This is a genomic window from Aquabacterium parvum, assembly GCF_001447195.1.
Taxonomy (GTDB): domain Bacteria; phylum Pseudomonadota; class Gammaproteobacteria; order Burkholderiales; family Burkholderiaceae_C; genus Aquabacterium; species Aquabacterium parvum.
Window position 1 is genome coordinate 1 of sequence record NZ_LFRI01000442.1, and the last position, 24,719, is coordinate 24,719.

Annotated in this window: 18 protein-coding genes; 2 read left to right on the forward strand and 16 right to left on the reverse strand. The window is 64.8% G+C overall.

Features of this window, described 5'->3' with window-relative positions:
* Window positions 1-72: 72 nt before the first annotated feature.
* From ABG80_RS17475 to ABG80_RS17525, 11 genes are all read right to left on the reverse strand, one after another.
* Entirely contained in the window at window positions 73-369 is a 297-nt protein-coding gene (locus ABG80_RS17475; protein ID WP_058088895.1) for a hypothetical protein, read from the reverse strand.
* A 65-nt stretch (window positions 370-434) separates the two neighbouring features.
* Window positions 435-1,466 carry a DUF6708 domain-containing protein gene (locus ABG80_RS22110; protein ID WP_152987719.1) on the reverse strand — a complete coding sequence of 344 codons (1,032 nt, stop codon included), beginning with the start codon at window positions 1,464-1,466 and terminating at the stop codon, window positions 435-437.
* 37 nt (window positions 1,467-1,503) lie between these two features.
* Entirely contained in the window at window positions 1,504-4,545 is a 3,042-nt protein-coding gene (locus ABG80_RS17485) for a T6SS effector BTH_I2691 family protein (RefSeq protein WP_058088897.1), read from the reverse strand.
* Between the two features lie 4 nt (window positions 4,546-4,549).
* A complete protein-coding gene (locus tag ABG80_RS17490; RefSeq protein WP_058088898.1) occupies window positions 4,550-5,524 on the reverse strand; it encodes a hypothetical protein in 975 nt (324 codons plus the stop codon).
* A gap of 12 nt (window positions 5,525-5,536) precedes the next feature.
* Window positions 5,537-7,693 (reverse strand): type VI secretion system Vgr family protein, encoded by a 2,157-nt coding sequence (locus ABG80_RS17495; protein WP_058088899.1) that lies wholly within the window; start codon window positions 7,691-7,693, stop codon window positions 5,537-5,539.
* A 3-nt stretch (window positions 7,694-7,696) separates the two neighbouring features.
* Window positions 7,697-8,431, reverse strand: a complete 735-nt coding sequence (locus ABG80_RS17500) for a putative type VI secretion system effector (RefSeq protein WP_058088900.1) — start codon at window positions 8,429-8,431, stop codon at window positions 7,697-7,699.
* Window positions 8,432-8,435: 4 nt separating this feature from the next.
* Window positions 8,436-10,967: a T6SS effector BTH_I2691 family protein gene (locus ABG80_RS17505; RefSeq protein WP_058088901.1), complete on the reverse strand. Its 2,532-nt coding sequence runs from the start codon at window positions 10,965-10,967 to the stop codon at window positions 8,436-8,438.
* Window positions 10,968-11,011: 44 nt separating this feature from the next.
* Window positions 11,012-11,746, reverse strand: a complete 735-nt coding sequence (locus ABG80_RS17510; RefSeq protein WP_058088902.1) for a putative type VI secretion system effector — start codon at window positions 11,744-11,746, stop codon at window positions 11,012-11,014.
* A complete protein-coding gene (locus tag ABG80_RS17515) occupies window positions 11,746-14,532 on the reverse strand; it encodes a T6SS effector BTH_I2691 family protein (protein ID WP_058088903.1) in 2,787 nt (928 codons plus the stop codon). The genes ABG80_RS17510 and ABG80_RS17515 overlap by 1 nt, the downstream gene beginning before the upstream one ends.
* 46 nt (window positions 14,533-14,578) lie before the next feature.
* The gene (locus ABG80_RS17520) at window positions 14,579-15,232 is read right to left on the reverse strand and encodes a DUF4123 domain-containing protein (protein WP_152987722.1); all 654 of its coding nucleotides are present in this window, start codon (window positions 15,230-15,232) and stop codon (window positions 14,579-14,581) included.
* A 328-nt stretch (window positions 15,233-15,560) separates the two neighbouring features.
* Window positions 15,561-18,428, reverse strand: coding sequence for a type VI secretion system Vgr family protein (locus ABG80_RS17525; RefSeq protein WP_058088905.1), 2,868 nt, complete (start codon window positions 18,426-18,428; stop codon window positions 15,561-15,563).
* A gap of 212 nt (window positions 18,429-18,640) precedes the next feature.
* On the opposite strand from ABG80_RS17525, the gene ABG80_RS17530 reads away from it, so the two are divergent.
* Window positions 18,641-19,420 (forward strand): gamma-glutamyl-gamma-aminobutyrate hydrolase family protein, encoded by a 780-nt coding sequence (locus ABG80_RS17530; protein ID WP_058088906.1) that lies wholly within the window; start codon window positions 18,641-18,643, stop codon window positions 19,418-19,420.
* A gap of 33 nt (window positions 19,421-19,453) precedes the next feature.
* Here the strand turns inward: ABG80_RS17530 and ABG80_RS17535 are convergent, their stop codons facing one another.
* From ABG80_RS17535 to ABG80_RS17545, 3 genes are all read right to left on the reverse strand, one after another.
* Window positions 19,454-20,071 carry a ParA family protein gene (locus ABG80_RS17535; RefSeq protein ID WP_058088907.1) on the reverse strand — a complete coding sequence of 206 codons (618 nt, stop codon included), beginning with the start codon at window positions 20,069-20,071 and terminating at the stop codon, window positions 19,454-19,456.
* A gap of 78 nt (window positions 20,072-20,149) precedes the next feature.
* Window positions 20,150-21,202 carry a PA2778 family cysteine peptidase gene (locus ABG80_RS17540; RefSeq protein ID WP_058088908.1) on the reverse strand — a complete coding sequence of 351 codons (1,053 nt, stop codon included), beginning with the start codon at window positions 21,200-21,202 and terminating at the stop codon, window positions 20,150-20,152.
* Between the two features lie 47 nt (window positions 21,203-21,249).
* Window positions 21,250-21,663: a PA2779 family protein gene (locus ABG80_RS17545; RefSeq protein ID WP_058088909.1), complete on the reverse strand. Its 414-nt coding sequence runs from the start codon at window positions 21,661-21,663 to the stop codon at window positions 21,250-21,252.
* A 172-nt stretch (window positions 21,664-21,835) separates the two neighbouring features.
* Between ABG80_RS17545 and ABG80_RS17550 the strand changes: the two genes are divergently transcribed.
* The gene (locus tag ABG80_RS17550; RefSeq protein WP_058088910.1) at window positions 21,836-22,243 is read left to right on the forward strand and encodes a thioredoxin family protein; all 408 of its coding nucleotides are present in this window, start codon (window positions 21,836-21,838) and stop codon (window positions 22,241-22,243) included.
* Here ABG80_RS17550 and ABG80_RS17555 read toward each other — a convergent pair.
* Together ABG80_RS17555 and ABG80_RS17560 are read right to left on the reverse strand one after the other, a co-directional pair.
* A complete protein-coding gene (locus tag ABG80_RS17555) occupies window positions 22,234-24,429 on the reverse strand; it encodes a putative bifunctional diguanylate cyclase/phosphodiesterase (RefSeq protein ID WP_058088911.1) in 2,196 nt (731 codons plus the stop codon). The genes ABG80_RS17550 and ABG80_RS17555 overlap by 10 nt on opposite strands.
* 27 nt (window positions 24,430-24,456) lie before the next feature.
* The coding region (locus ABG80_RS17560) for a hypothetical protein (RefSeq protein WP_235513926.1) at window positions 24,457-24,719 on the reverse strand (263 nt) is incomplete at its 5' end.

Here is a 24,719-nt window from a genome sequence, read left to right on the forward strand (position 1 = left end):
TGAGGGTGAACAGGCCTTCGGTGAAGGTGTCGGCGCCGCGCATGGTGGGTGTCGCTTCAGGTCGTTGAGGTGCTACGCTGATAACGCATCACGCCACTGGGGCGTGGACTTGGCTGTTGGGTATTTCCGCAGCCTGCTAACGGAGTCCTTTTCCGTAGTGTACTCAATTGATTCATGCCTAATATGCTTTACCCAGCCGAGGGTGCTGGTTACGCCATGCGCCCCCATCTTTTTACTGAACTTGGCGACGATGCCGCTTTGAAGCTTGGTGGGTGAGTACAAAGCCGGTAAGGGGGCGTTGGCGTTGTAGTAAACGTCCGCCAAGGCGCCATCGAAGCCGCCGTGCCTGTAATGCTCATGTTTTTTCATGCTTCATGCAAGCGGAATGGGCCGCACGCCATCAATGGTTTTCCCATGCATGCACCGCCAGCCCCTCAACCCACCTGCACGGGCTCGCCAATCTTGGCAAGCACTTCGTCGGGCCATGTGGCATCGATTTCGGTGAAGTAACTCAGCCAGGCGCAGCTGGCCACGAGCGCAAAAAATGGCAGGAACACCGGGAACAGCAAATGCGCGAACACCATCCAGCCGGTGTTGGTTTTCCAGCGCTGCACATAACCGGGTCCAAAGGTGTGCGTTTGAGCCAGGCATTGCCACCATGAAGGCTGCTTGATGGGCGTGGCCATGGGCTCCGGCGGAGAGCCCAATGGTGGGCCGTCTTCCTCCATGTAACGCCGGATGTGCTCCCACATGGCGGACACCAGGCCCTCATTGAGTTCGATAGGGTTGGCGATGATGAACTGGTCAATGACCGTGGCGTCTGTGGCGCTGCGCCGCACGTTGAACACCAAGTGGTGATTGGTTACGAGGTTGACGCCATTGGTGCTGCATTGGGCGTAATGCACCGCGTCAACCAAATCCCACTCGTATTCGCAGGAAATGATCTTGGAATTGGTGAGGATGTTCCACAAGGAGCCCGAGAAGTGCTGGTATTGGCGGTAAACCTTGCGGTGTTTACGGTCGAAAATGATGCCTTGGTTGGTGAAGCGGAAAAGGTCGGTGCGTAGCAATACGATTACTGTATAAATCACCAAAACAAGACCGAAAAAGAAGAGTGCAAGGGATGCCAGCCATACGAGCCACCAATCCGATGACGAGCCGACAAGTGCCGCCAAATACATCACGCCCATTTCTAGTGGCACAAAAAATAACATGGTAGTTAACGCCCACCCTCTAACCGAGTCTTTTGCTGCGGCGTATTCGATTGAATCCTGCTGAATGCGCTTGATCCAGCCGAGGGTGGTGGTCAGCCCATGCGCCCCCATTTTTTTGCTGAACTTGGCGACGATGCCACTTTGAAGCTTGGCCGGAGAATACAAGGCCGGCACAGGGGTATTGGCGTTGTAATATACGTCTGCCACTGCGCCATCAAACCTGCCGTGGCTGTAATGCTGGTGTTTTTTCATCTATCAGTCCAGCTAAACAGCTGCACACATGGTTGATTTAAGCTTGCTTGGGTGGTTCAAAGAGCAGCTTGAGCGCAGCAGACTCCTCCGCCCAACTGCTAAAACTTGCTTTTTTTCCAAATTTGGATTTAGAAATCCAATCCTCGGCGCGACTTGGCGTCAGCGCAATGGCGGCGCCCTCAAAAACCACGGCGAGTGCCAGCAGTGCCAAGCCAGCCATGGGTGGGGTGAACCTCCCAATCAGGGCCAATCGGGTTCCGACCGTGCGAAGTAAACCATCTTTGACGGTTTTTGCCACAAGCCCCTCCCCAATTGCCGCGATACCCTGGCCGCCAGCAACCAAAGCAGTCCCTCCGAATGCTAGCGCCGAAATTTGGTACAACCTGCTTACGTCCGTATATCCATGCTTCTCCGCCTCTAAAGATTTGCGGTAACTCAACACACCTTGCGCCACCCCCGCAAACACCCCTAACAAACTCCCAAAAAAACGCAATCCATATGTCGCTGTAGAGTGTTTGAGGTAGGTTTCAGTCACCTGCGCGCCCAGCGACCGCTCCAATACCAGCTTGCGCCCAATTTCGTACATCTGCGTGGTCGCGGCCATGATACTGCTGGTGCCGTCCACCAGGCTCAGTAAATCATCGGTTTCCAGGTAACGCCACAAGCTGGCCCAGTCTTCGCCGGCTGCCTTTGCTTTTTCCGCGCTGCTTGTCAGCGTGTCCACAACGCCCTTGCCATTGAGCAAGATCACGCCCACGGCCAGGCGCCCTTCCAATGCACCCAGCACGCCGCCAAAGGTGCTCTCGCTGAGCTTCTCTATGCCCCGCTTGGTCAGGCCCAAGGTCTGGCTGGCGCGCGACACGGTGGCACCGTACAACTGGCTGAACTTCACCTCATCCAGCACGATCGCGCCGGCGGCCGTCGGCGCTGCCAGCACGGCGGCTGGCTTGGCCGCGCCCTTCACGTCCACCCGCCCAGCGCCTTCGTACAGGGCGGCGTCCATGTCGCCCATGAAGCGCTGCATTTCCTGGGTGGTGGTGTGCAGGGAAACCTCCATTGTCGCGCCCGATGCCGATTTGCGCGCCTGCACGCGGGAGCAATACCCCCCTCGGGTCAACAGCAACGTCCCCTCTCGAACGGGATAGGTTTTGGTGATGACCAATGGCCGGTCCAGCACCTTCGACTGCAGGATGCTTTGCAGCGCCAGGTCTTTGGCCTGCTGCACGATCTGCAGGTTGGTGAGCCTGATCTTTCGCTGCAGTGCTGTGGCCGCTGCCACGCCGGCTGCTGCGGCCAAGGCATCGGCGGCATCCAGGGCTGCCAAGGCCGCCAATGCATAGCCACCCAGCGCGTTGCCGGTGACGGCGTTGAACCATTTGAAGCGCGACGCGGCCACGGCGCCAGCGCGCTCGTCAAGCAGCATGCCGGCGCCAAAGTCGAAGATCTTGTCGGACCTGTTTTTGTGAACCTGGTCGATCGCTGAGGCCGACAGGCGATCCAGGAAGTGCTGTTGGTTGGCCTGCAGGCTGCGCAACAAGATGGCGGTGGGCTCGCTGGGCGAGGCCATCAGCTGGGCCAAATACCCGTCCAGCGCAGGGCCCTTGGTGCGCGGCTCAGGGACCATGGCCTGGCCAGCCTCTCTGGCGTACCGCACCCCACCAAAATCCGAATCAGACACGCTGGGCGCTTCGTTGGCATCGAAGTGCAGGGCAAAGACGTTTTTGAACGATGCGTCCGTGCAGGCCAGCCACCAGTCCTGCTCGCAAATGGCCAGCGGGTCCGTGTGCGCCTGCTTGTACCAGGCATCGATGCCGTCCTTCCACTTGGCATATCGTTTTTCGTTGAACTCGTCTGCCAGGTCCGCCCACTCTTTAGAGTTCTCGGATTGGCCTTCCTCGGCGGCCAAAGCCAGGGAGCGACGGTGCCAGACGCGCCCCAAGACATCCCCGGTCAGGTCTGCTTTGGGCGAATGTTCGTCCAGCGGGATCCATTCCCCTTGGAGGGTGAGCGCGGCCCCTTCGGTTGCTCGCCATGGCGAGAACGTGCTGGTTCCGCGCATGGACGCAAAGTCCTTTTGCTTCATCAGGGGAGCGTGCTTGTCCAGCGCTTTGGCGTAGGCTGCATCGTCAACCAGTTTTTTCAGCAGCAGGTAGGCGTTGTAGGAGCTGACCGCCCAGGCGTTGTCGGGCAATGCCATTTTGGCCTTGTAGGCATCCACCGCGATGTCGTGGCGCTGCAAGCGGGCGGCGTTGAGCTCGGCGGCAAAGCCGACGGGGTCCGAGACCACCACGGCCACGGCCTTGCCCGCCGTCTCGGGCCGCTTGGCGCAGGCCTTGGCCATCTCGGCTGCCATGGCTTCATGCTGGTCCAGCATGGCGTTGAGCGGGTAAACCGGAGCGCGGTAGCCTGCTTTGGGGCCTTTGACGGGCACACACGAGAACTCCAGCACCTTGTCTTTGAGGGCCTGGGCCGTTGGCACGAATGAGTGCGCGTTGAGCACACCGCCGAGCATCACCTTCTGCATGGCCGCCGGATTGGCGCGGTTTTGTTTGCGCAGGGTGGCGTTCCAGGGATTCGGGCTGAAGGCCACCCAGATTTCCGCGCTGGCACCGACGAAGAGGTGTGCGTCGGGGATGGTGAGCAAGCGCGCGCCCACCTTGTTGTGTCCGTCTGTCGAGCAGCGCGGCGGATAGGGCTGTTGCGCAAACGTGTGGTGGTTCTGCGGGATCAGGTCCGCGCTGTCGGACACGCGGAAATGCAGCCATTTGCCCGTTTCACCTTTGGCCGGATGAAGGATCGGCATGTCCTGCGGTGGGGCTGGCCAATTGACCCCTGCCGGTGGATGGGGGACGTACACGTGCACAAAACCAGGCCGCAGCAGACGCAATACAGCTTTGCTTTGGGGTTGCGCCCGCTTGGGTGCGATGTTTTGGATGAGCGCGCCCGGATCTTGGAGGTGCAGGCTGCCCGGCAAGGCCAACTCGCTGTCGGATGGCACCGGGCTGGGCCGAAGCAACAAAAGGGACAGCGAGCTTTTGTTGCACGCATTGCATCCCTGGGTTTTGGTGTTGGTTGTCATGGCTTCATGCCTGGCAGGCAAGGCGCACGTCTGTGACCAGCGTGTGCATGGTTGGGGTATCGGGTTGTGCCGCGTGTGCAATGAGCTTTTGGCCACGCGGGTCTGTTGCCCAATGAGGCAGCAACAGCGTCAACGATGCCCAGGCGGTGAGGTCGTCGTCGGTTTGCAATGCGTTGGGGTGCATGCTCGCAGCCGCTAAGGCCTCTTGCACGGCAGGCCCTGCAAGCTGGAACAAGGTGGCCTCGTCTGAGGCGCGTGGCGGTTCCGCATCCATGGCCAACTGCCCCAGCGCCCTGGCAAGCACGCGGTGCACACGGGGCCCTTGCTCCATCAACTTCCACTGCTCGGTCGTGATTCGGGGCCGAGAAGGCTGGCTTGAAGCTCCATGGCCAACAAGGCGTTCGATCCGTCCCGACGCGCCCAGATAGAGCCACCGACCAACCGGGCCCATGTGCACTGACAGGACATCGTCACCCAGGACATGGCGCAACCAAGCAAACGCTCGCCGATCTGCCAGGCGCAGGTAACTCGCCTTGGTGTGCACTTCCGTGTCCAGGAGCATCAGCAGGGCCAGGTGCTCGGCAACCTCGCGAGGATTTCGGCCGCTTTGCAACCACGCGCCAATGCGATGCACCGCCTGACCTGATCCCCCGACCCCACCGGAATGCGAGGCTTGAAGCTCGCGTTGGGCAAGCTCCCAGCTCAACTGCACGCACGTTGCACTGAGCCGCTCAGGCATGACCAGGTAAGGGTGGAGGTGAGTTGGAAGATCGATGCGTGAAGGCAGTTTGATGGCGAGGACCTCGGTGCCCCAGGATGAGGACCTGGCTGATTGCAGCGCCTGAAGATCAGCCTCGTCAACCTCGGCCAGGGCCACAGGCTCGCCTGCGATGGGGTCAACCAAGATGTAGAGCGGCTGAGCGGGATCCAAGGCTTGCGTCAAGCTCTCAGTGAGCAAGCTGGCGTTCGGTGCATGCATGGGGGCCGGAAATCAAATGGCAGTTGCGCCTGCTGCAGCCTGCGAGGCCAGCTTGGTTGGGCACTCCGCCAGCTTGCCCGCCTTCTTCAACGCAGGCCCACTGCCCGAAGCACTCCCCCCACCCGTCAACTCCTTGGCCGCCGCCTTGAACTGCGCCGCCCCGCTCGTGCCGATCTCGATGTTGCCGCCTTCGATCTTGACGTAGCCCCCGCCGCCATTGAGCACGATGCGCTCGGGCGCGGTGATCACGATGTCGGCCGCCGTGCTTTGCAGGTCAATGGCCTTTTGCGCGGTGAGCGTGAACGGCCCGCTTTGCGCTTCGGTGCGCACGTTGCCGCTGGCGGCGTGCAGCTGGATGCCGGTGCCTTGCACGGCACGTTGCGTGTCTTTGGCTTCACCGCGGGTGAACAGGCTGATGCCGTCTTTGACGGCCCAGGCCTGGTGGCGCTGGGCCAGCAGGTTGGCGTCCTGGCCAGTGGTCAGGCTCACGTTGGCACCGGTGGCCACCAGGGTGTTGGCCGGGGTGGTGCTGGCGATGTCGCCGCTGGCGCTGAGCACGAGGTCGGGGCGCTCGGAGGTGTCGATGCGGCCTTGGCCTCCGCCAATGGGCACGGCGCTGCCTTCTGCGTTGTCAGCGCTGGTGTCAGCCGCTTGCCCACCCTCGGTGGCCTGCAAGCTGCTCAGCGTGGCGCCCAGCGCCTTGCGCGCGGGCAGTTGTTCCGGTGCGGCTTCACCCGGCAGTTGCGCCTTGTGCGTTTGCGCGTTGGCGTGCAGCGTTTGCAGCAGCTCGGCGTGGGCCTGCAGCTGTTGCTCGGCCTCGCGGGTGTCGAGCGGTTGCGCGCGGGCGGTGGTGCCGCCAGGGCGGGCGTGGGTGCTCAGGTGCAGGCCGCGTGCGGCGCGCAGGGCGCCTTGGGCTTGCGTGTGCAGCTCCAGGCCGTGGCCGCGCGCTTGCAGGCGCTGGTTGCCGTGTTGCTGCAGCAGGTGGCCGATCTGCAGCCAGGTTTGCGCCTGGGTGGTGTGCAGCAGCACGCGGCCTTGGCCCGCGGTGTCGTCCATGACGAGCTGGTTGTGCGCGCCACCGCCCGACTGCGAGCTGTCCAGCGACTGGCTGCGAAAACCGCTGAGGGTGCTGGCATGGGCATGGCCCTCGTGCTGGCCGGCCTGCTGGTCGCCCGGGAACCAGGCCGGGGCGTTGCCCGTGGCGGTGGCCGCACCGGCGCCCACCTGGTTGCCCTGCCCGTTGGCCTGGCCCTGGCCGTTGTAGGCTGCGCCGATGACGACGGGGCGGTCGATGTCGCCATCGAGGAAGGTGACGACCACCTCCTGCCCCAGGCGGGGCACGAAGGCGCCGCCCCAGTTCTGGCCGGCCCAGTCTTGCGCCACGCGCACCCAGGTGCCCGAGGCCTGCGAGGCCGGGGCGTTGCAGTCGCCAGCGGGGTGGCCCAGGCGGTGGCTGCCCTGGGCGCCGCGCTGCCAGTGGAACTGCACCTGGATGCGGCCGTCGCGGTCGGTGTGAACGTGCTCGCCGGTGCCGACGACGATGGCGGTTTGGGTGCCGTGCACCAGGGGCTTGTTCAAGGCGATGCGGCCGCGCGCGTCGGTGGGCAGGCGGCGCACCGGCACGCTCAGGCGCTGGGCGCTGAGGCGGGCTTCGTAGAGGGGCTCGTCGCTGTCGTTGTTGCCCTCGCCCTCGAACTTGAAGTTGTTGCGCGCGGTGTGGGTCACGCCGAGCACGGCGAAGGTGGCGGCTTCGCTGCCTTCGCTCAAGGGGTGCTCGGGGTGGTCGAGCAGGGTGAAGGTGGTGCCGGGTGCCAGCGTGCGCACGGTGCCGCCACCAGTGAACAGCTTGCGGGCGGCTTCGAGGGCCTCGCGCTGCAGGCGTGCGCGGCGCGAGGCCTGGGTGGGCGACTCGTAGGCGTAGTGGCCGGGCTGGTCGGTGTGGGCGAGGGCGAAGGCCTGGCCGTGGGCTTCGGCGACCTGTTCGGTGGCGCGGTGGCTGCTGACGGCGCGGTGGTCCCAGCTGCCGGTGTGCAGCGCGCTGGCGCCCACGCGGCGCACGCCGTCCCACTGCTGCAGGGCGTCTTCCTTCAAGGTGGCGCCGGCCTGGGTGTAGCGGATGCGGGACTGTGCGTTGGGCTGGAAGGCGTGACGTGGCTGTGGAAGGGGCACCGGTCAGTATCTAAAGTAAAACGTGCCGAACTCGCCAGGGTCATTTGCGGTACGTTGCTTGTTGGAGCTTTTGACCAGATCCACGTTACTGGGGTCGGGTAGTTCGAGTGCACGGAATACCTTCTCGGCCAATCGCACAAACGGCATCCACTTGCGGGACAGGCTGAAGGTCATCGCGCCGAAAAAGAGCATCAGCCCAACAGCGGAGAACCCAGCTTCAGGTTGTGTAAAGAGCTCAAGCCCAAAGACGTAAACGCCTGCCGTAACGAAAAACACGCCAACGAATCCCCCCCAGCCTACAAGCCACCACCACGCCGCGTTTTTGAAGTGCCGTGCTCGGCCTCGTGAACAATGCGGATACAGCGCCACGGTCTTGTCGGCGGGTCGCTGTACACCGAACGCCTCCCAATGCCCATCGGCTCTGCGCTCTGCAGCCACCCTGACGTCATCTCCTTCTTTGAAAGGGTTACGCCAAACCCAACCCTTGATCGCCAGACCAGTCAAATCAAACTCGATGTAATCGGCCTCTTCTTCCAAAGCACTGGTGTTGCTGGCCGTAGCGATCGCTTGTCCGCCCAAACCAGCAATGGCTGCGGCGAACGCCACCACCCCCATCTTGGTTTGATCGGATTCAGTGAACACGAAGCTGGCGCTGGCCCGCGTCACCTTCAGGTTGCGGATGGTACCGCTGAGCTTGACGAGCCCATCAGCGTTGGGCTGTGTCAGAAAGTTGGTCATTCGTTCACATCCCTACAGCTTGAAGTGCCTTGAAGAACTCTTCTTCCTGGCGCTTGGGTGTCCAAGACTTGTCGTGCTCCTTGCCGAAGGCGCATCGGTCACACCAGTACTGCAGGTCGTCGTCAGTGAACACCCATATGAAGACCTGGATAGCGAAGGTCCCGACAGTCAGCCACAGCCCTGCAGACATGAAAAGTATGCGTGCCCCAATGATCGCGGCGGCACGTGCGCCGACGGCGCGGGCTGCGCCTGCAGCAATAGGACTCCCTGTTAGGCGGCCGATGAGTGGGGCTGAGTAAGTGAATGTGGTGGCCATAACGAGGCCGAGATTGGCGCCACCAAGCGCCATCTTGGAGAAGTACAGGAACGCAAGCCCCGTACGGCCAGCATCCTTGCTCTTCTTCGCATCCTTCAAATCCAAATACGCCCCAATCGCCGTCGCCCCAGCACTGAGCACCCCGCCCCAGAGTTTGATTTTCTGGTAGCTCCAGCTCTCCGCACCAAACAGGTTCTTGGCTGGCACGCTGGCCACATCGTACAAGCCGCTGGTGATGGTCATGCCTGACGCGGCCAGGCTCCACCAGCTCTTGGCGTCGCCTTTCGTCTTGCATTCGGCCAGCAGCTTCTGGAAGTTCAGCCCTTCGATCAGCATCACCACGATGGCCAGTCGCGCATCTCTCATCGCGGCAGGGGCCTTGCTGTCACCGATGCGGAACTTGCCCCAGGCTGCGCGCAGATTCTCGGCTTGTGCGGTCTTGATGTCAGCCGTGTTGGCGGCCAGAAAGGTCTCGGCGGCGGCCAGCCGACGCAACAGGTGACCGCGCGATTGCGGCTCCGCCGCAGCTTGCGCCACCACCAAGGCCAGCGAATCCTTCGGGTCCACCATGGCGCGGATGCTCAGCATGTGCTGAATCAGCTTTTCGCTTACATGGTCCGCCAGGCCCGGTACCTTGAAGTGATCCAGCAGCTTGTCGCCGACCGTGGACAGCACCTTGTCGATGTCGCGCGTTTTGACGGGGTTGATCTTGGCTCCAAACGCAGTGCTGCCTGCTGCACCGGCTGCCGAGGTGTTGGCCGAGTAAAGGCCGGCTGCCTTTTTGTGCGTATCAGCGAAGACCTTCAAGGTCTTGGCAAGGATGCCCTCGATGGTCAACGCTGAGGCGACGGCTCGTTCACCCTGGTGCTGTTCTGCCAAGGCCAGCGCCGCATCCACCTCCGCAATGCCCTGCTCCTGATTCAGTGCAATCGCCCGCCAGAGCAAGTTGCCCTTGACGCTGGCCTTGGCCTCTTTCACCCAGGCTTCGATCTTCTTCGCCCCGGCCTGGCTGGACCCCATGCCAAAGATCGCATCGCCCACCACGTCTTCAAACAGCACGCCATCGCGGATGTTGGCGGTGTGGAAGTCCTCCAGCGTGTCGATCAACAGGGGAGATTCGAGCCAGCTCACGAGCGCTGCGGTTCGTCGGTCGATGATGGCATCGGCCTGGGTCAGCAAGCTGTCCCACTTCTTCTTGAACTGCTGAGCCGTGGTTTCGCCATTGGGGGCCTTTGCAAGCCTGGCTTCGTACTTGGCCCAACCCTGGGTCGTGTCGTTTTGCTTGTTGCGGGCCAGGTTGCGGCTGCGCTCGGCTTCGCGGTGGGCTCGCTGGGCGTCGATCTCTTTGTATGCCGACTCCATCGCAGCGGGGTTGCTGCTGTGCTGATGAAAGATCTGCGTGCGTTGAGCCTGGTGCTGCGCCAGGGTGATGCTGCCTGAACGCAGTTTTTCATCGAGCGCGTACAGGGGGCGACCCAAGGCGGCGGGGTCGCCCTTGGCGTGCTGCATCACGGCGCGGTTTCGCATGCCAGTGGTTTGTGTGTCGGGCAGGTTGGCGGTGTTTTTAGCCGGCTGGTCCCAGCCGTCATGAACCTTCTTTTCCAACGCCTTCTTGGCCCCTTCGATGGCGTTCCATGCGGTGATCTCAAGCTCGCGTTCGTCACCGTACTTCTTGAGCCATCCGGCCGCGTCGTTGCGAAAGCCGTTGAGCTCGTGGGTGATGCCGATGGCGTCCCACAGCGCGAGCACGTGAGGGGTGTTGCTGCCTCCGTCGGGCTTCTTGCCTCGCTCCTGCATCGCTTTGAGGTCTTGCGCGGCTTGGTCCTTGCGCAAGTGCCACGGCGTGCGGGTGCTCACGTTGCTCAGACGCGTTGCCGTGAAGCTGCCATCTTCCTTGCTGAAGGTGCCTGTGGCCCTGTCACGCGGCAGCTTGGAAGTGTCCAGCCCGCTGGAGTATTCAAGCACGCCCTCCAGTGCGCTGACGTCGGCCACCTCACCGTGGCTGTGCTTGCTGCCCGTGGCCATGGCTGCAGGGTGAATGGTCTGCATGCGTGCGTTGCGCAGCTTGCTGTCGTGCGTGTAGGCCTGGATGGTTTCATCGCTCCAGGCGTGTTCGCTGAAGGCGACCCAGGTGGGGCCGCATTTGTCGGGGCGCTGGATGACGATGTGGCGCAGGCGGGCGTCGCTGTGGCCTTGGTCCGCCTGGCGTCTGCGAACCATGCTCGATGACATGCAATGCAACTAGAACTTGAGTCCGCCTTGTTTTAGTACTTGTAAACCCATCGCGCATGGGGGTGATAGGCCAAACGCTCTTCGTTCGTTGCGTTTTTGAGAGTGGTCTTCTGAAGTTTCGGTAAGTCAACTTTGTCTGGGTTATTAAAATGAAGAGTGGCAAATATTTCGGAGGATAGCAATGAAAACTTTTTGAATCGGGCGGCGACAAATGAGAAAACAATGGCAACAATCAAGCCGACCAAAAGAGGCATCAAGAACAAAAACATGAGTCCTTTTGAAGGATTGGATAGAAAATAATCCGCCAAGGCCAAAAAAAATGGCGCGCCGTAGCTAACGAGCGCAATCCACCGGATGCTGTGGATCATATGCGCGCGCCGGCCGCGCCCACAATGCGGATGCATCCAGATGGTTCGACTAGACGGACGAATGATCGCGTACGCGCTTATGTAATTTCCTCGACGTTCGCCAACAATCTCAACCTCGTCGCCGTTGGTAAACGTCACCTCGCCAAACCGACCGATGACTATTTGATCGCCCACTTTGCAGACAAACTTATAAACCTTATCTGCAGTGTCGCCACTGCTCAGGAGTGCGCCAGTCGCGGCGCCCGATAGCCCACCGATGGACAAGACTGCAGCCGCCATGCCGCCTGCGGTCTTATCTGTATTGGTAAAAACGAAGTCTTCTTCTGATTGGCGGACCTGAAGTTCGGAGACAACGCCTTTGATCAAGTCAAGCCGCTGACTTGAGGATTGAACACTCATCAGATAACCTCCAAAAAGGCCTTTTCAAAGGATTTCATTTGTTCGTCTGCTGTGTTGAATCGCTTCTTTTGAGGTTTCTTGCCGAAGGCTGATTCTTCACACCAGTCTTGCAAAGCATCGTCTGTGAAATACCAGACAGCAAGCGAAATCGCCAACGTTGCAAGACCAAAACCCAAGCCGCCTAACATCAGGCCCGCCCGCGCAGCCAACGCCCAACCAGACAACCGACTTGCGATGTTTAGTGCTGTGCTTGCCGCATATCGCTTTACCAGTTTCTTCAAAAGAGGGTCGGCATATGAAATGGCAGTCAATATTGTTAAAGATCCACTGATGAACTGAAATGTGGCTCGCCCAAAATATAGCGCTGCGACTGCGTATTCCCCACCATTCCACTTCTCATTGCCATCCCGCCAATCCAACGCCCCCCCAATGAAAGATGCCCCGGCACTCAGCAGTCCGCCTGCGACTTTGAGCAATTGGAACGAAACAGCGGTGTCTTTGAGTGCGCTTGCACCCTTGATGGCTGTTGCCGCCACGTCAATGCATGCTGCAGAAGTGGCCATCTGGGCAGCACGCAGCTGCCATTGCACCTTGGGATCGGCGCTGACGCTTTGGCTGATTTTCCAGAGGTTCACGCCTTCTAGCACCGCAACCACCAAGGCGAGTCGAGCCTCCTTGACTGCGCTGAGCGTGCCTTTGGCGTCGGGCACATCGGCATTGTTTTTGAGCGCCGCCCAACGATCGTTGAGCACCTTGCGCTCAGCAGTCAACTCAGGGGTCACAAATGTTTTGGTGCTGTTGATGCGTTGAATCAAGCGGGCTCGACTGACACCCTCGTACCGTGCTTGCGCTTCTACCAAGGCTAACGTGGCTGTCAGGCCTGCGCCAGAACGCAGAAGGAAAAGGCTCTGCAACGCTTTTTCGTTGAGCGTGTCCATCGCTTTGGCGATCGGTTTGAATGCCAGGTCACCCACGGTCATCAGCACTTTGTCCACGCCTTTTGTATTGACTGGAGTGACCCCGGCCTTCACGTTTGCGTTGCTCAAGGACACAGCCTTCTTGTAAAGGTCAGCTACCTTGTTCCACTTGACCTGCGCTCCGACGTTGGCCCATGCTGCTTCGGTAAGTGTGGATTGATTTCCGAATGCGACCTTCAGCGCCGCATCCACCTCCGCAATGCCCTGCTCCTGATTCAGTGCAATCGCTCGCCAGAGCAAGTTGCCCTTGACGCTGGCCTTGGCCTCTTTCACCCAGGCTTCGATCTTCTTCGCCCCGGCCTGGCTGGACCCCATGCCAAAGATCGCATCGCCCACCACGTCTTCAAACAGCACGCCATCGCGGATGTTGGCGGTGTGGAAGTCCTCCAGCGTGTCGATCAGCAGGGGAGATTCGAGCCAGCTCACGAGCGCTGCGGTGCGTCGGTGGATGATGGCATCGGCCTGGGTCTGCAAGGTGTCCCACTTCTTCTTGAACTGCTGGGCCGTGGTTTCGCCATTGGGGGCCTTTGCAAGCCTGGCTTCGTACCTGGCCCAACCCTGGGTCGTGTCGTTTTGCTTGTTGTGGGCCAGGTTGCGGTTGCGCTCGGCTTCGCGGTGGGCTCGTTGGGCGTCGATCTCTTTGTAGGCCGTCTCCATCGCCGCAGGGTTGTTGCTGTGCTGACGGAAGATCTGCGTGCGTTGAGTCTGGTGCTGGGCCAGGGTGATGCTGCCCGCGCGCAGCTTCTCATCGAGCGCGTACAGGGGGCGACCCAAGGCGGCGGGGTCGCCCTTGGCGTGCTGCATCACGGCGCGGTTTCGCATGCCAGTGGTTTGTGTGTCGGGCAGGTTGGCGGTGTTTTTGGCCGTCTGGTCCCAGCCGTCATGAACCTTCTTTTCCAAGGCCTTTTTGGCCCCTTCGATGGCGTTCCATGCGGTGATCTCAAGCTCGCGTTCGTCACCGTACTTCTTGAGCCATCCAGCCGCGTCGTTGCGAAAGCCGTTGAGCTCGTGGGTGATGCCGATGGCGTCCCACAGCGCGAGCACGTGAGGGGTGTTGCTGCCTCCGTCGGGCTTCTTGCCTCGCTCCTGCATCGCTTTGAGGTCTTGCGCGGCTTGGTCCTTGCGCAAGTGCCACGGCGTGCGGGTGCTGACCTTGCTCAGACGCGTTGCCGTGAAACTGCCATCTTCTTTGCTGAAGGTGCTTGCGGCGCTGTCATGTGGCAGCTTCGACGTGTCCAGCTCATCGGCGTATTCGAGCACGCCCTCCAGTGCGCTGACGTCGGCCACCTCACCGTGGCTGTGCTTGCTGCCCGTCGCCATGGCCGCAGGGTGAATGGTCTGCATGCGCGCGTTGCGCAGCTTGCTGTCTTGCGTGTAGGCCTGGATGGTTTCATCGCTCCAGGCGTGTTCGCTGAAGGCGATCCAGGTGGGGCCGCATTTGTCGGGGCGCTGGATGACGATGTGGCGCAGGCGTGCGTCGCTGTGGCCTTGGCGGCTGCAACTCAGGGATGAGACTGGCTTGGCCATGGCAGGCGTGGGCTGCTTGACCAGCAGGCCATCATGGGTCACCGCGTAGGTTTCCCACTGGTTGGCGCCGAACGCATTCTTGGCGTAGAACAGGTAGACAAATCCCGCTCGCAGCGTGCGCAAGGCGTAGTGGAACTCGCTGCCGGGGGCAATGCCCTTGACGCGTTCTGCGCCAGCCCAGGCGGGCAGCGCGGGCGTCACCGATTTGGGCACCACGGCATAGCGCACAGGCAGGATGGCCATGCCTGAGGCCTTGCAGTCGTCGCAGAGTGTGGTTGCCATGGCGGGGGTCTCTTCTGGAATCGTTGTTCTGTGGGGCTGACCGGCGTCAAGCTGGGCGCATGGGCTGCCCGAGGTCGACGGCGATGCTGCGCCAGTCCTGCTCTGTCAGATCGCTGAGCAGCCCGCCCAGGGGTTCGTCGGCTTCGCGTTGCATCAACAGTTGCTGCACCCTGGGGTGCTGGTCGAAGTCCGGGTGTCTGGTCAAGGCCAGCTCGGCAAACAGACTCAAGCTGTGCAGATCATTGAGCCGGTGTGTGTTGGCGCGTCTCAAGGCTTGCAGGCCAGACTGGAACCACCGCTTGTATGGAGCGGAGCCTGTTGGCTCGGCCGCCAGCAGCGACTGAATGGCTCGATGCAAGGGGGTGATGTTCTGAATGTCCTGCCACTGTTGCGCACTCAAGGGGTGTGACAGCGAGCCGACAGGCTCGTTTTGCCGCGGTGCAGAGCCTTCGAGCAGAGACAGTTCACCCGCCGGATCAAGAAAAAGCCACCGCCCGATGGGCCCCAACCATTCGCTCTTTTGCTCAGGTGTCAGGATCTGCCAGACCGCCCACAAGACCGCAGGATCGTGCAGCCGAAGCAGGAAGTGGCCTGGTGAGCCGGGTGCACGCCTGAGCATCAGCCGCGCGCAGTGGCTGGCCGCAGCGTGGATCAAATCGTCATCTGGCGTCAGCAGCCAACCGGAAACCCGGCGACCCATGCCGGCTCTCAATTGATGAGGTTGCCGTTCATTCAGCGCCCAGGCGATGCTGTGGCTCAGGATGTGAGCGTCCCGGGCATGAGCCAAGTTCAGGGCAAACCACCTGGGGTGCCAAATCGGGTCGATTTCAGGGTGGCGCAAGGGGATCTCCACACACGTGTGTGCTGGTGACCAATCGGCGCCATCGATGTCTGGCAGGGGTTGGTCTGATCCATCCATCGCCAGCCACAAGGTTTGATGCCCGGATTTCGCCACCGCTCCATGCAGGTCAGCGCTGATGTCTTGAACCTGCCGGCTGTCAATCAACACATTCACGTGTTTCTCCGGCTCAGGACAGCGCGATCACCGACGCTTGCTGACTTGCTGCGTCGGACATGGTCTTGGCGCAGCCCTTGACCTCGCCAGCCTTCTTCAAAGACAAACTCGCCGAAGCACTCCCCCCACCCGTCAACTCCTTGGCCGCCGCCTTGAACTGCGCCGCCCCGCTCGTGCCGATCTCGATGTTGCCGCCTTCGATCTTCACGTAGCCCCCACCGCCATTGAGCACGATGCGCTCGGGCGCGGTGATGACGATGTCGGCGGCCGTGCTTTGCAGGTCAATGGCCTTTTGCGCCGTCAAAGTGAACGGCCCGCTTTGCGCTTCGGTGCGCACGTTGCCGCTGGCCGCGTGCAGCTGGATGCCGACGCCTTGCACGGCACGTTGCGTGTCTTTGGCTTCACCGCGCGTGAACAGGCTGATGCCATTGCGCACGGCCCAGGCCTGGTGGCGCTGGGCCAGCAGGTTGGTGTCTTGTCCAGCGGTGATGCTCACGTTGGCGCCGGTGGCCACCAGGGTGTTGGCCGGGGTGGTGCTGGCGATGTCGCCGCTGGCGCTGAGCACGAGGTCGGGGCGCTCGGAGGTGTCGATGCGGCCTTGGCCGCCGCCAATGGGCATGGCGCCGCCTTCTGCGTTGTCTGCGGCGGTGTCGGCCGCTTGCCCACCCTCGGTGGCCTGCAAGCTGCTCAGCGTGGCGCCCAGCGCCTTGCGCGCCGGCAGTTGCTCTGGCGTCGCTTCACCTGGCAGCTGGGCCTTGTGCGTTTGTGCGTTGGCGTGCAGCGTTTGCAGCAGCTCGGCGTGGGCCTGCAGCTGTTGCTCGGCCTCGCGGGTGTCGAGCGGTTGGGCGCGGGCCGTGGTGCCACCAGGGCGGGCGTGGGTGCTCAGGTGCAGGCCGCGTGCGGCGCGCAGGGCGCCTTGGGCTTGCGTGTGCAGCTCCAGGCCGTGGCCGCGTGGTTGCAGGCGCTGGTTGCCGTGCTGCTGCAGCAGGTGGCCGATCTGCAGCCAGGTTTGCGCCTGGGTGGTGTGCAGCAGCACGCGGCCTTGGCCCGCGGTGTCGTCCATGACGAGCTGGTTGTGCGCGCCACCGCCCGACTGCGAGCTGTCGAGCGACTGGCTGCGAAAACCGCTGAGGGTGCTGGCGTGTGCGTGGCCCTCGTGCTGGCCGGCCTGCTGGTCACCCGGGAACCAGGCCGGGGCGTTGCCCGTGGCGGTGGCCGCACCGGCGCCCACCTGGTTGCCCTGACCATTGGCTTGACCTTGCCCGTTGTAGGCCGCGCCGATGACGACGGGGCGGTCGATGTCGCCGTCGAGGAAGGTGACAACCACCTCCTGGCCCAGGCGGGGGATGAAGGCCGCGCCCCAGTTCTGGCCGGCCCAGTCTTGCGCCACGCGCACCCAGGTGCCCGAGGCCTGCGAGGCCGGGGCGTTGCAGTCGCCAGCCGGGTGGCTCAGGCGGTGGCTGGCTTGCGCGCCGCGCTGCCAGTGGAACTGCACCTGGATGCGGCCGTCGCGGTCGGTGTGCACGGGCTCGCCGGTGCCGACCACGATGGCGGTTTGGGTGCCATGCACCAGGGGCTTGTTCAGGGCGATGCGGCCGCGTGCGTCGGTGGGCAGGCGGCGCACCGGCACGCTCAGGCGCTGGGCGATGAGGCGGGCTTCGTAGAGGGGCTCGTCGCTGTCGTTGTTGCCCTCGCCCTCGAACTTGAAGTTGCTGCGCGCGGTGTGGGTCACGCCGAGCACAGCGAAGGTGGCGGCTTCGCTGCCTTCGCTCAAGGGGTGCTCGGGGTGGTCGAGCAGGGTGAAGGTGGTGCCGGGTGCCAGCGTGCGCACCGTGCCGCTACCGGTGAACAGCTTGCGGGCGGCTTCGAGGGCCTCGCGCTGCAGGCGGGCGCGGCGCGCGGCCTGGGTGGGCGACTCGTAGGCGTAGTGGCCGGGCTGGTCGGTGTGGGCGAGGGCGAAGGGCTGGCCATGGGCCTCGGCGACCTGTTCGGTGGCGCGGTGGCTGCTGACGGCGCGGTGGTCCCAGCTGGCGGTGTGCAGCGCGCTGGCGCCCACGCGGCGGATGCCGTCCCACTGCTGCAGGGCGTCTTCCTTCAAGGTGGCGCCGGCCTGGGTGTAGCGGATGCGGGCCTGCGCGTTGGGCTGCAAGGCGGCGTTGTGGTCGGCCAGCACGAGGGTGTGGCGGCCCAGGTGTTCGTCGGAGGGGGCGCCCTCGTGCTCGAACCAGGCGAACAGGCCTTCTTCGGCCCACAGGCGGGTCAGGAAGGCGAGGTCGGTTTCGTGGAACTGCGTGCAAAGCGAGCGGCGCGGGAAGGCTTCGCGGTCGGCCACGTCGATGCGCCAGGCGGGCTGCAAGGCGCCCTGGGCCTGGTAATCGGCCAGCACGGCTTCGGTGATGTCGAGCACGCTCATGTCCTGGAAGACCCAGGCGTCGGTGCGGTGGCCCAGGAAGCTCAGCCAGGGCTCGATGTGCAGGCGGTAGCGGGTCAGGCCACCGTCGGAGCCGATGCGCGCGAAGCGGGTGACGTGGCCGTGGAAGGGGCGCCAGTCGCCGCCCGTCACGGCACTCGCCAAGCCACCCGAGGTGAGCAGCTCCAGCAGCACGGGCTGGCCCAGCAGCTCGGCGGCGGACAGGTCGGAGCGGGTGCTCAGTGCCAGCAAGTCGATGTGGTGGGCGGCGGCTGCGGCCGGCGGCGCGGCGGGCACCACGCCTTCTTCGATGGTGACGCGCTCGGCCAGCAGGGCGTCTGCGCCCAACGGGGTGTGCAGGCGCAGCAGGCGGGTGTGCTGGTTCAGGCCGCCGGGCAACAGGCCGGCGAGCCCGGAAAGGCTGGAGGCGGCATCGCCCAGCGCATGCTGGATGCCGGCTAGATCGGTCATGGGCCGTCCCTGGGATTGTGTGTGGGCCAGGGGTCAGGCGCCCCGGGCATCGCGTGCCGGGAAGGTATCCCAAAAGGGGCGACGTGGCCGCCCGGCTCCCCCGCTTGGGGGCCGTTTCCCAGGGCCGAAAGTGCAAGCATTTGTGAAGATGGCGGTGAACCCCCGCGCTACTCCAACGCAAGAGGTGGGCACGTGGGTTGCATGATCGGGACATGGCCGATCGAATTGCTCCTCCCCTTGTCCTGGTGCCCTCCTGTCAGCGTGTGCTGGGGCGCCATCCTTTCCACGTTGTCGGGCGCAAGTATGTCGAGGCCATCCGCATGGCCGGGGGCGTGCCGCTGATGGTGCCCGGTGGTCGCCCGCAGGAGTTGCTGGCGGCGCTGGAGGTCATCGACGGGGTGCTGCTGACGGGTTCGCCGTCGAACGTGCACCCCGACCATTTCGGTGAGCCCGTGCACAACGAAGAACTGCCGCTGGACCCTGTTCGCGACGCCTGGACCTTGCCCTTGATCCGCGAGGCGCTCGAGCGCGGCATCCCCTTGCTGGCGATTTGCCGGGGGTTGCAGGAGGTGAACGTGGCCTTGGGCGGCTCGCTGCACCAGGCGGTGCAGGAGCAACCGGGGCACATGGACCACCGTGCCGACGAAAGCCTGCCGGTTGAAGAGGAGTACGGCCTCTCGCACGCCATCCACATCCAGCCCGCAGGCCTGTTGGACCGGGTGCTGGAGGGCCTGCCGCACGGGGTGCGCGATGGCATGTCGGTGCGGGTCAACAGCCTGCACGGGCAGGGCGTCAAACGACTGGCCGAAGGTTTGCGAACCGAGGCGCTGGCGCCCGATGGGGTGGTCGAGGCGTTCAGCCGGCCGGGCGCTGGGTTCAACCTGTGCCTGCAGTGGCACCCGGAGTGGCTCGCGCACGAGAACCCGGTGTCTCAGCGCATCTTCGAGGCCTTTGGTCAGGCCTGCGCGGCCCACAGCGAAGCTCGTCGCTGAATTGCACGCGCTGGGTCAGGGTGTTTTGGGGTGTCAGCGCGCGAGCCAGTCCACGATGGGTGCCCACTGCGCCAGGTCTTTCTCGACCTTGGTGGCGGGCACGTCCCACAGGCTCAGGCCGTGGGCGGCAAGGTGGGCGTAGTTCTGTGTGTCGCGCAGCAGGGTGAGCAGGGGCACGTCCAGCGTCTGCAGGAACTCCTTGAGGTGTTCGGTGGCCTTGGTGTGGTCCTTGATGCGGTTGCCCACCACCGCCACCTGCTTGCCTTCGGCGCGGCCCTTTTTGGCCAGCGCGGCCACGAACTCCTGCGTGGCGTAGATGTCGAACACGCTGGCTTGCAGGGGCACGATGACCTTGTCGGCGAGCTTCATGACCGCGTCCAGGCCCTTGCCGTGCAGCCCGGCGGGGGTGTCCAGCACGACGTGGGTGACGCCTTTGGGAGGGCGTGCGATGTGGTCTTCGCTGATGTCCCAGGTCTGGATGCTCGGCATGTTGTCCGGGCGCAGGCGCAGCCACAGGCGCGATGACTGCTGGCGGTCGACGTCGCCCAGCATCACGGTGTGGCCCTGACGGGCAAAACAACCGGCGATGTTGCTCGACAGGGTGGACTTGCCGACGCCACCTTTCGGGTTGGCGACCACGATCACGGGCATGGTGTGACTCCTGGTGTTGAAGGAGGGACGTGCCCGATTGTGGCGCAAGTGGCGCAAGCGCCGCCCCTGAGAGGCGGCTCACTGCGCCGGAGGGGGCCGGCTCAGCGCGGCTTCGACCTCTGCCTGGGTGCTGCGGACCGCCTCGAGCAGTTCGGGCTCGGCCGCGGCGGCGCGCAGCACGGCGCGGCGGGCAGCCTGGCGGGCGTCGAGGACCCGGCCTTGCTGCAGGCGGATGCTCGCCAGGTTGTTCCAGGCGGCGGCGCTGTCGGTGGCCTCGGCCACGGCGGTGAAGGCTTGGGCGGCGGCTTCGGCGCGACCGGCGCGGGCCAGGGCATTGCCCCAGCCCATGCCCAGAACGGGGTCTGACGGCCAGGCGAGAGCGGCCGCTTCCCATGCCAGGCTGGCACGCGCCGCAGGGGCGACCCGCTCGAAGCCCAGGCAGGCGTCGCGCAAGGCGGTGGCCGCTGCTGTGCGGGGCACCTTGCCGGGCGGCATCACCACGAAAGCCCAGCGCTCGGCCCGAGCCCAGGTGCGCTCGAAGGTCAGCAGGTCCAGGCGCTGCTCGCGCGTGGTGCCGGAGCGCAGGATGGCTTCGCCCCGGTCGAGGTCGAAGCCGATGAGCACGGCGAAATGCCACATCGGTGCCCAGTCGAGCCCCAGGTTTTGCATCACGCCGACGGGGTGACCTGCGGCCAACTCGCGCAGCAAAGCCTCGAGTCGCTGGGGCAAGCGGACGGCGAGGGCGTCGTGGCACCGGGGCGCGGCCAGCATTTCGATCTGCAGGCTCCCACCGCGCTCGGGCACGAACAGCTGTGGGGTGAGTTCGGCCGGGCTGACCTTGCGGCCGATGGCTTGCAGCAGCGTGGCCAGGGTGGCCGGGCCGCATTGCAGCTCGGTTTGCGCAAAAAACGGCGTGTCGGCCAGGTGGACGGTGCGCGGCAGGTCTGCGGGCGCGGACGCCAGCAGCGCGCGGGCCTGGGCAGAGCCGGCGTCTTGCAGCGAGGCACAGCCGGTGAGCGCACCCGTTGCGGCTGCGGCGCCGGTCAGGCCGCGCCAAGCCCAGGCCCTGGTGAGCACGGCACCCAGCGCGAGCCCGCCCAGGCGGCGACGATCGGGCCTGGGGCCACTCATGGCGTCACGGCTGGCGGTTGCCGAGATCGGGGGGCTGTTGCCAGGGCTCAGCGGATCGAGCGGGTGAAGGGGAAGACCTTGGTGAAGCCGAGGATGTCGGTCACCAGCAGCACCAGGAAGATGAAGACGATGACGCCGAGCACGTCGGAGGCGCCAGCGGGGGCGTGGTCGAGCTGGTCGGCCAGGGCCATGACTTCGGCATCGGACAGCGATGCGATGCGCGCGCGTGCGGCGTCCATGTCCACGCCCTTGGCGGCCAGGGCTTGGGCCACGTCGGTGCGGTGGAGGGTGGCCAGCACGTTGGCGCGGCGCGATTCGGCCGAGGCGTGGGCCTCGGCTTGCGCAACCTGGGCGGCCACGGCGTCGGTGGCGATCATGCCGGCGTGGGCGGCTTGCAGGCCGGCGGTGTGGCTCAGGGCCAGGGCAACGGTGAGGGCGAGGGCTTTGCGGGTGCGAGACATGGGGCTTCCTTTGCTAGCGAAGTGAGGCGGCTGCAGGCGGTGTGCCCGCAGGCGCAGTGGGCCAAGTCGGCCCGAGGATAGCGCCTGTCGAGGGTGGTGGCGAGGGCGGGGAGGGGCGCTCGGTAACCAGCCGTGTCGCGGGTGGGCCCATGTCCTGCGCGACAATGCCGCCATGTCCATGGAGATGCCTGTCCCCGTGTCGGCGCCCGAAGCGGTGCTCGATGTCGTCTGCCTGTGCGCCGCCTGGTGCGGCACCTGCCGCGAGTACGAGGCCACATTCGAGGCCTTGCAGCAGGCCATGCCCGGGCACCGCTACCGCTGGATCGACATCGAGGACGAGGCCGATGCCATCGGCGACATCGATGTGGAGACCTTTCCGACGCTGATGCTTGCGCACGCCGGCCGGCTGCTGTTCGCAGGACCGGTGTTGCCGCGCCTGGGTGACGCGCAGCGGCTGCTGCAAGTGCAGGGTGAGGTGGCCTCGGCCGGGGGCGCGCTGGCGCCTGCGACGTCGGGCCTGCCAGCCGATCAGTTCGAGGCGTTTGCGGCGCTGGCTCGGCAGGTGGCTGATCAGCCCTGAGCAGGCGCTCCGACCGGCGCCTGCCAACCGCTGGCCCAGCCTGGGAAGAGGTCAGCCGGCATGGGGCGCGCCACCAGGTGGCCTTGCACCTCGTCGCAACCCAGGTTGGCCAGGTGGTGCCAGGCAGCGACATCTTCGACGCCTTCGGCGACCACGGTCAGGCCCAGGCTGTGCGCCAGCTCGATGGTGGACGACACGATCTTGGCGTCGTGGCCGTCGCGGTCCATGTCCTGCACAAAGGAGCGGTCGATCTTGAGCTCGTCCACCGGCAGGGCCTTGAGGTAGGCCAGCGAGGCGTAGCCGGTGCCGAAGTCGTCGATCGACAGGCGCAGGCCCATGCCGTGCAGGCGCTCGAGGGTCATCTGCGCGCGGCGGGGGTCGTCCATGATGGCGCTTTCGGTGATCTCGAGCACCAGGCGGTCCGGGGCCACGCCGTGCTGTTCGATGAGGGATTCGAAGCGCTCGGGCAGGGCCTGGTCCATCAGGTCGCGCGTGGAGAGGTTGACCGAGAGCTTGAGGTCCAGGCCCAGGTCGGCGAGCTGGCGCGCGGTGCGGGTGACCTCTTCGAGCATCCAGCCGGTGAGCAGGCGCACGAAGCCGGTTTGTTCGGCAAAGGGCACGAAGCCACGCGGGGGCAGCACGCCGCGCACCGGGTGCTCCCAGCGCACCAAGGCCTCGGCGCCAACCACCTTGCCGCTGCGCAAGCTGACCTTGGGTTGCAGGAACAGGCGCAGCTCGCCTTGGTCCACCGCCTGGCGCAACTCGCCCAGCAGGGTCAGCGAGGAGCCGCTTTCGGGGTCGAGCTCGCGCTGGTAGATGACGGCGCCGGCGCGGCGCTGTTTGGCCGCGTACATGGCCAGCTCGGCGCGGCTGAGCAGGGCGTCGACGTCCTGGCCGTGCTCCGGGGCGCAGGCGATGCCGATGCCGGCGGACAGGTCGACCTTGTGGCCGTCGAGCTGGATGGGGCGCTCGAAGTCGGCCAGGATGCGCTGGGCCAGGCGGTGGGCCTCGGCGGTGTCGGTGCGCGGCAGCAGCAGGCCGAATTCGTCGCCGCCCAGGCGCGCCAGCACCGCGCGCGCGTGACCCTTGGCATGGTTGCGCAGGCGCTCTGCCACGGCCTTGAGCAGGCCGTCGCCGAAGCGGTGGCCCAGCTGGTCGTTGACGTGCTTGAAGCGGTCCATGTCGAGCATGAGCACGGACGTGGGTTTGCGGCCTGCGCGCTCCAGGGCCTGGCGCAGGTCCTGGCGGAAGCGGTCGCGGTTGGGCAGGTCGGTGAGGCGGTCGCGGGTGGCCAGGCGGCGGATCTGGCCGTCGCGGTCTTGGAGGGCCTGGCGCATGGTCTCGAAGGACTCGGCCAGCTCGCCGATCTCGCCGTCGTAGCCACTGGGCACTTGCGAGTCGTAGTCGCCGCGTTTGAGTTTTTCGGCCGAGCTCGAGAGCTTGCGCAACGGCCGGGTCAGGTGCCTGGCGGTGATCACGCCCACCACCCCGAAGGCCACCACGCCCAGCACCGACAGCGCCAGCAGGGTGTGCTTCATGTGCAGGTAGGTGGCGCGCACGTCGTCGAGCGAGCTCAGCACGATGGCGCGCACCTCGGTGGGGTCACCTGGGGCCGACAGGGTGAAGGCGCGGCCGAGGTGCTCGCCGTGCGGCAGGGTGACGGCCCTGTCGGCAGGGTCGCGCGCGGGGTCGACCTGGGGCGCCCGGGACGCAGGGGAGGGCGCTTGAGGCGGCGGGTTGTTCGCCTCGTCGGCGAGCCACAGGGGCAGCAGGGCCTGGGCCACGGGCGGAGCCAGGGTGCTGCTGTGCAGGCGCCAGGGCGTGTTCTGGGGTGCGGTGGCGTCGCCGGAGGCGCCGACGTTGGTGCGAACCATCAGCAGCACATCCGGGCCGAGCAGGTCGTGGATGTCGTGCAGCACGCCGCGCAGGCGCACGTCGGCGGTGGTGGGGGGCGCGCTGGGGAGGTTGCCCGAGGCGGTGGCCGGGTCGACCGAGGAGGCGGGCAGCTGGCGCTGCAGCCAGCGCTCGGTGGTGATGAGGCTGGCGTGGACCGAAAGGCGGACGTTGTGTTCAATGCCCCGCTGGATGAGCCAGAAGGTCAGGACCTGACCCAGCACGAGCAGGGCCAGGTAGGCGACGACGATGCGGGTGTGGAGTCGGGGCGGGGAAAACAGGTCCGAGAGCATGCGAGGGGTCCGAGGGACCCTGCAGTATCAGCGCCCGTCTGTCGGGTGAACATCCCCCATCCGCACGCTGGGGCCGGTTTCATCCTTCAACCAGATGGCCAGGGCGGGCTGCAGCCAGTCCAGCTGACACGCGGCGGTTTCGTCTCGGCGAACATCGTGGCGCGCTTCCTGGCGAGACGCCACGGTGGTGGTGGCCACGGTGTTGCGGCGGGCGGGTTGGGAGGCGGGGTGTCGGGCGGGCGGGGCCATGGTGACCTTTGGTGAGGGTGTCGGTACTGCTGACTCCCTCT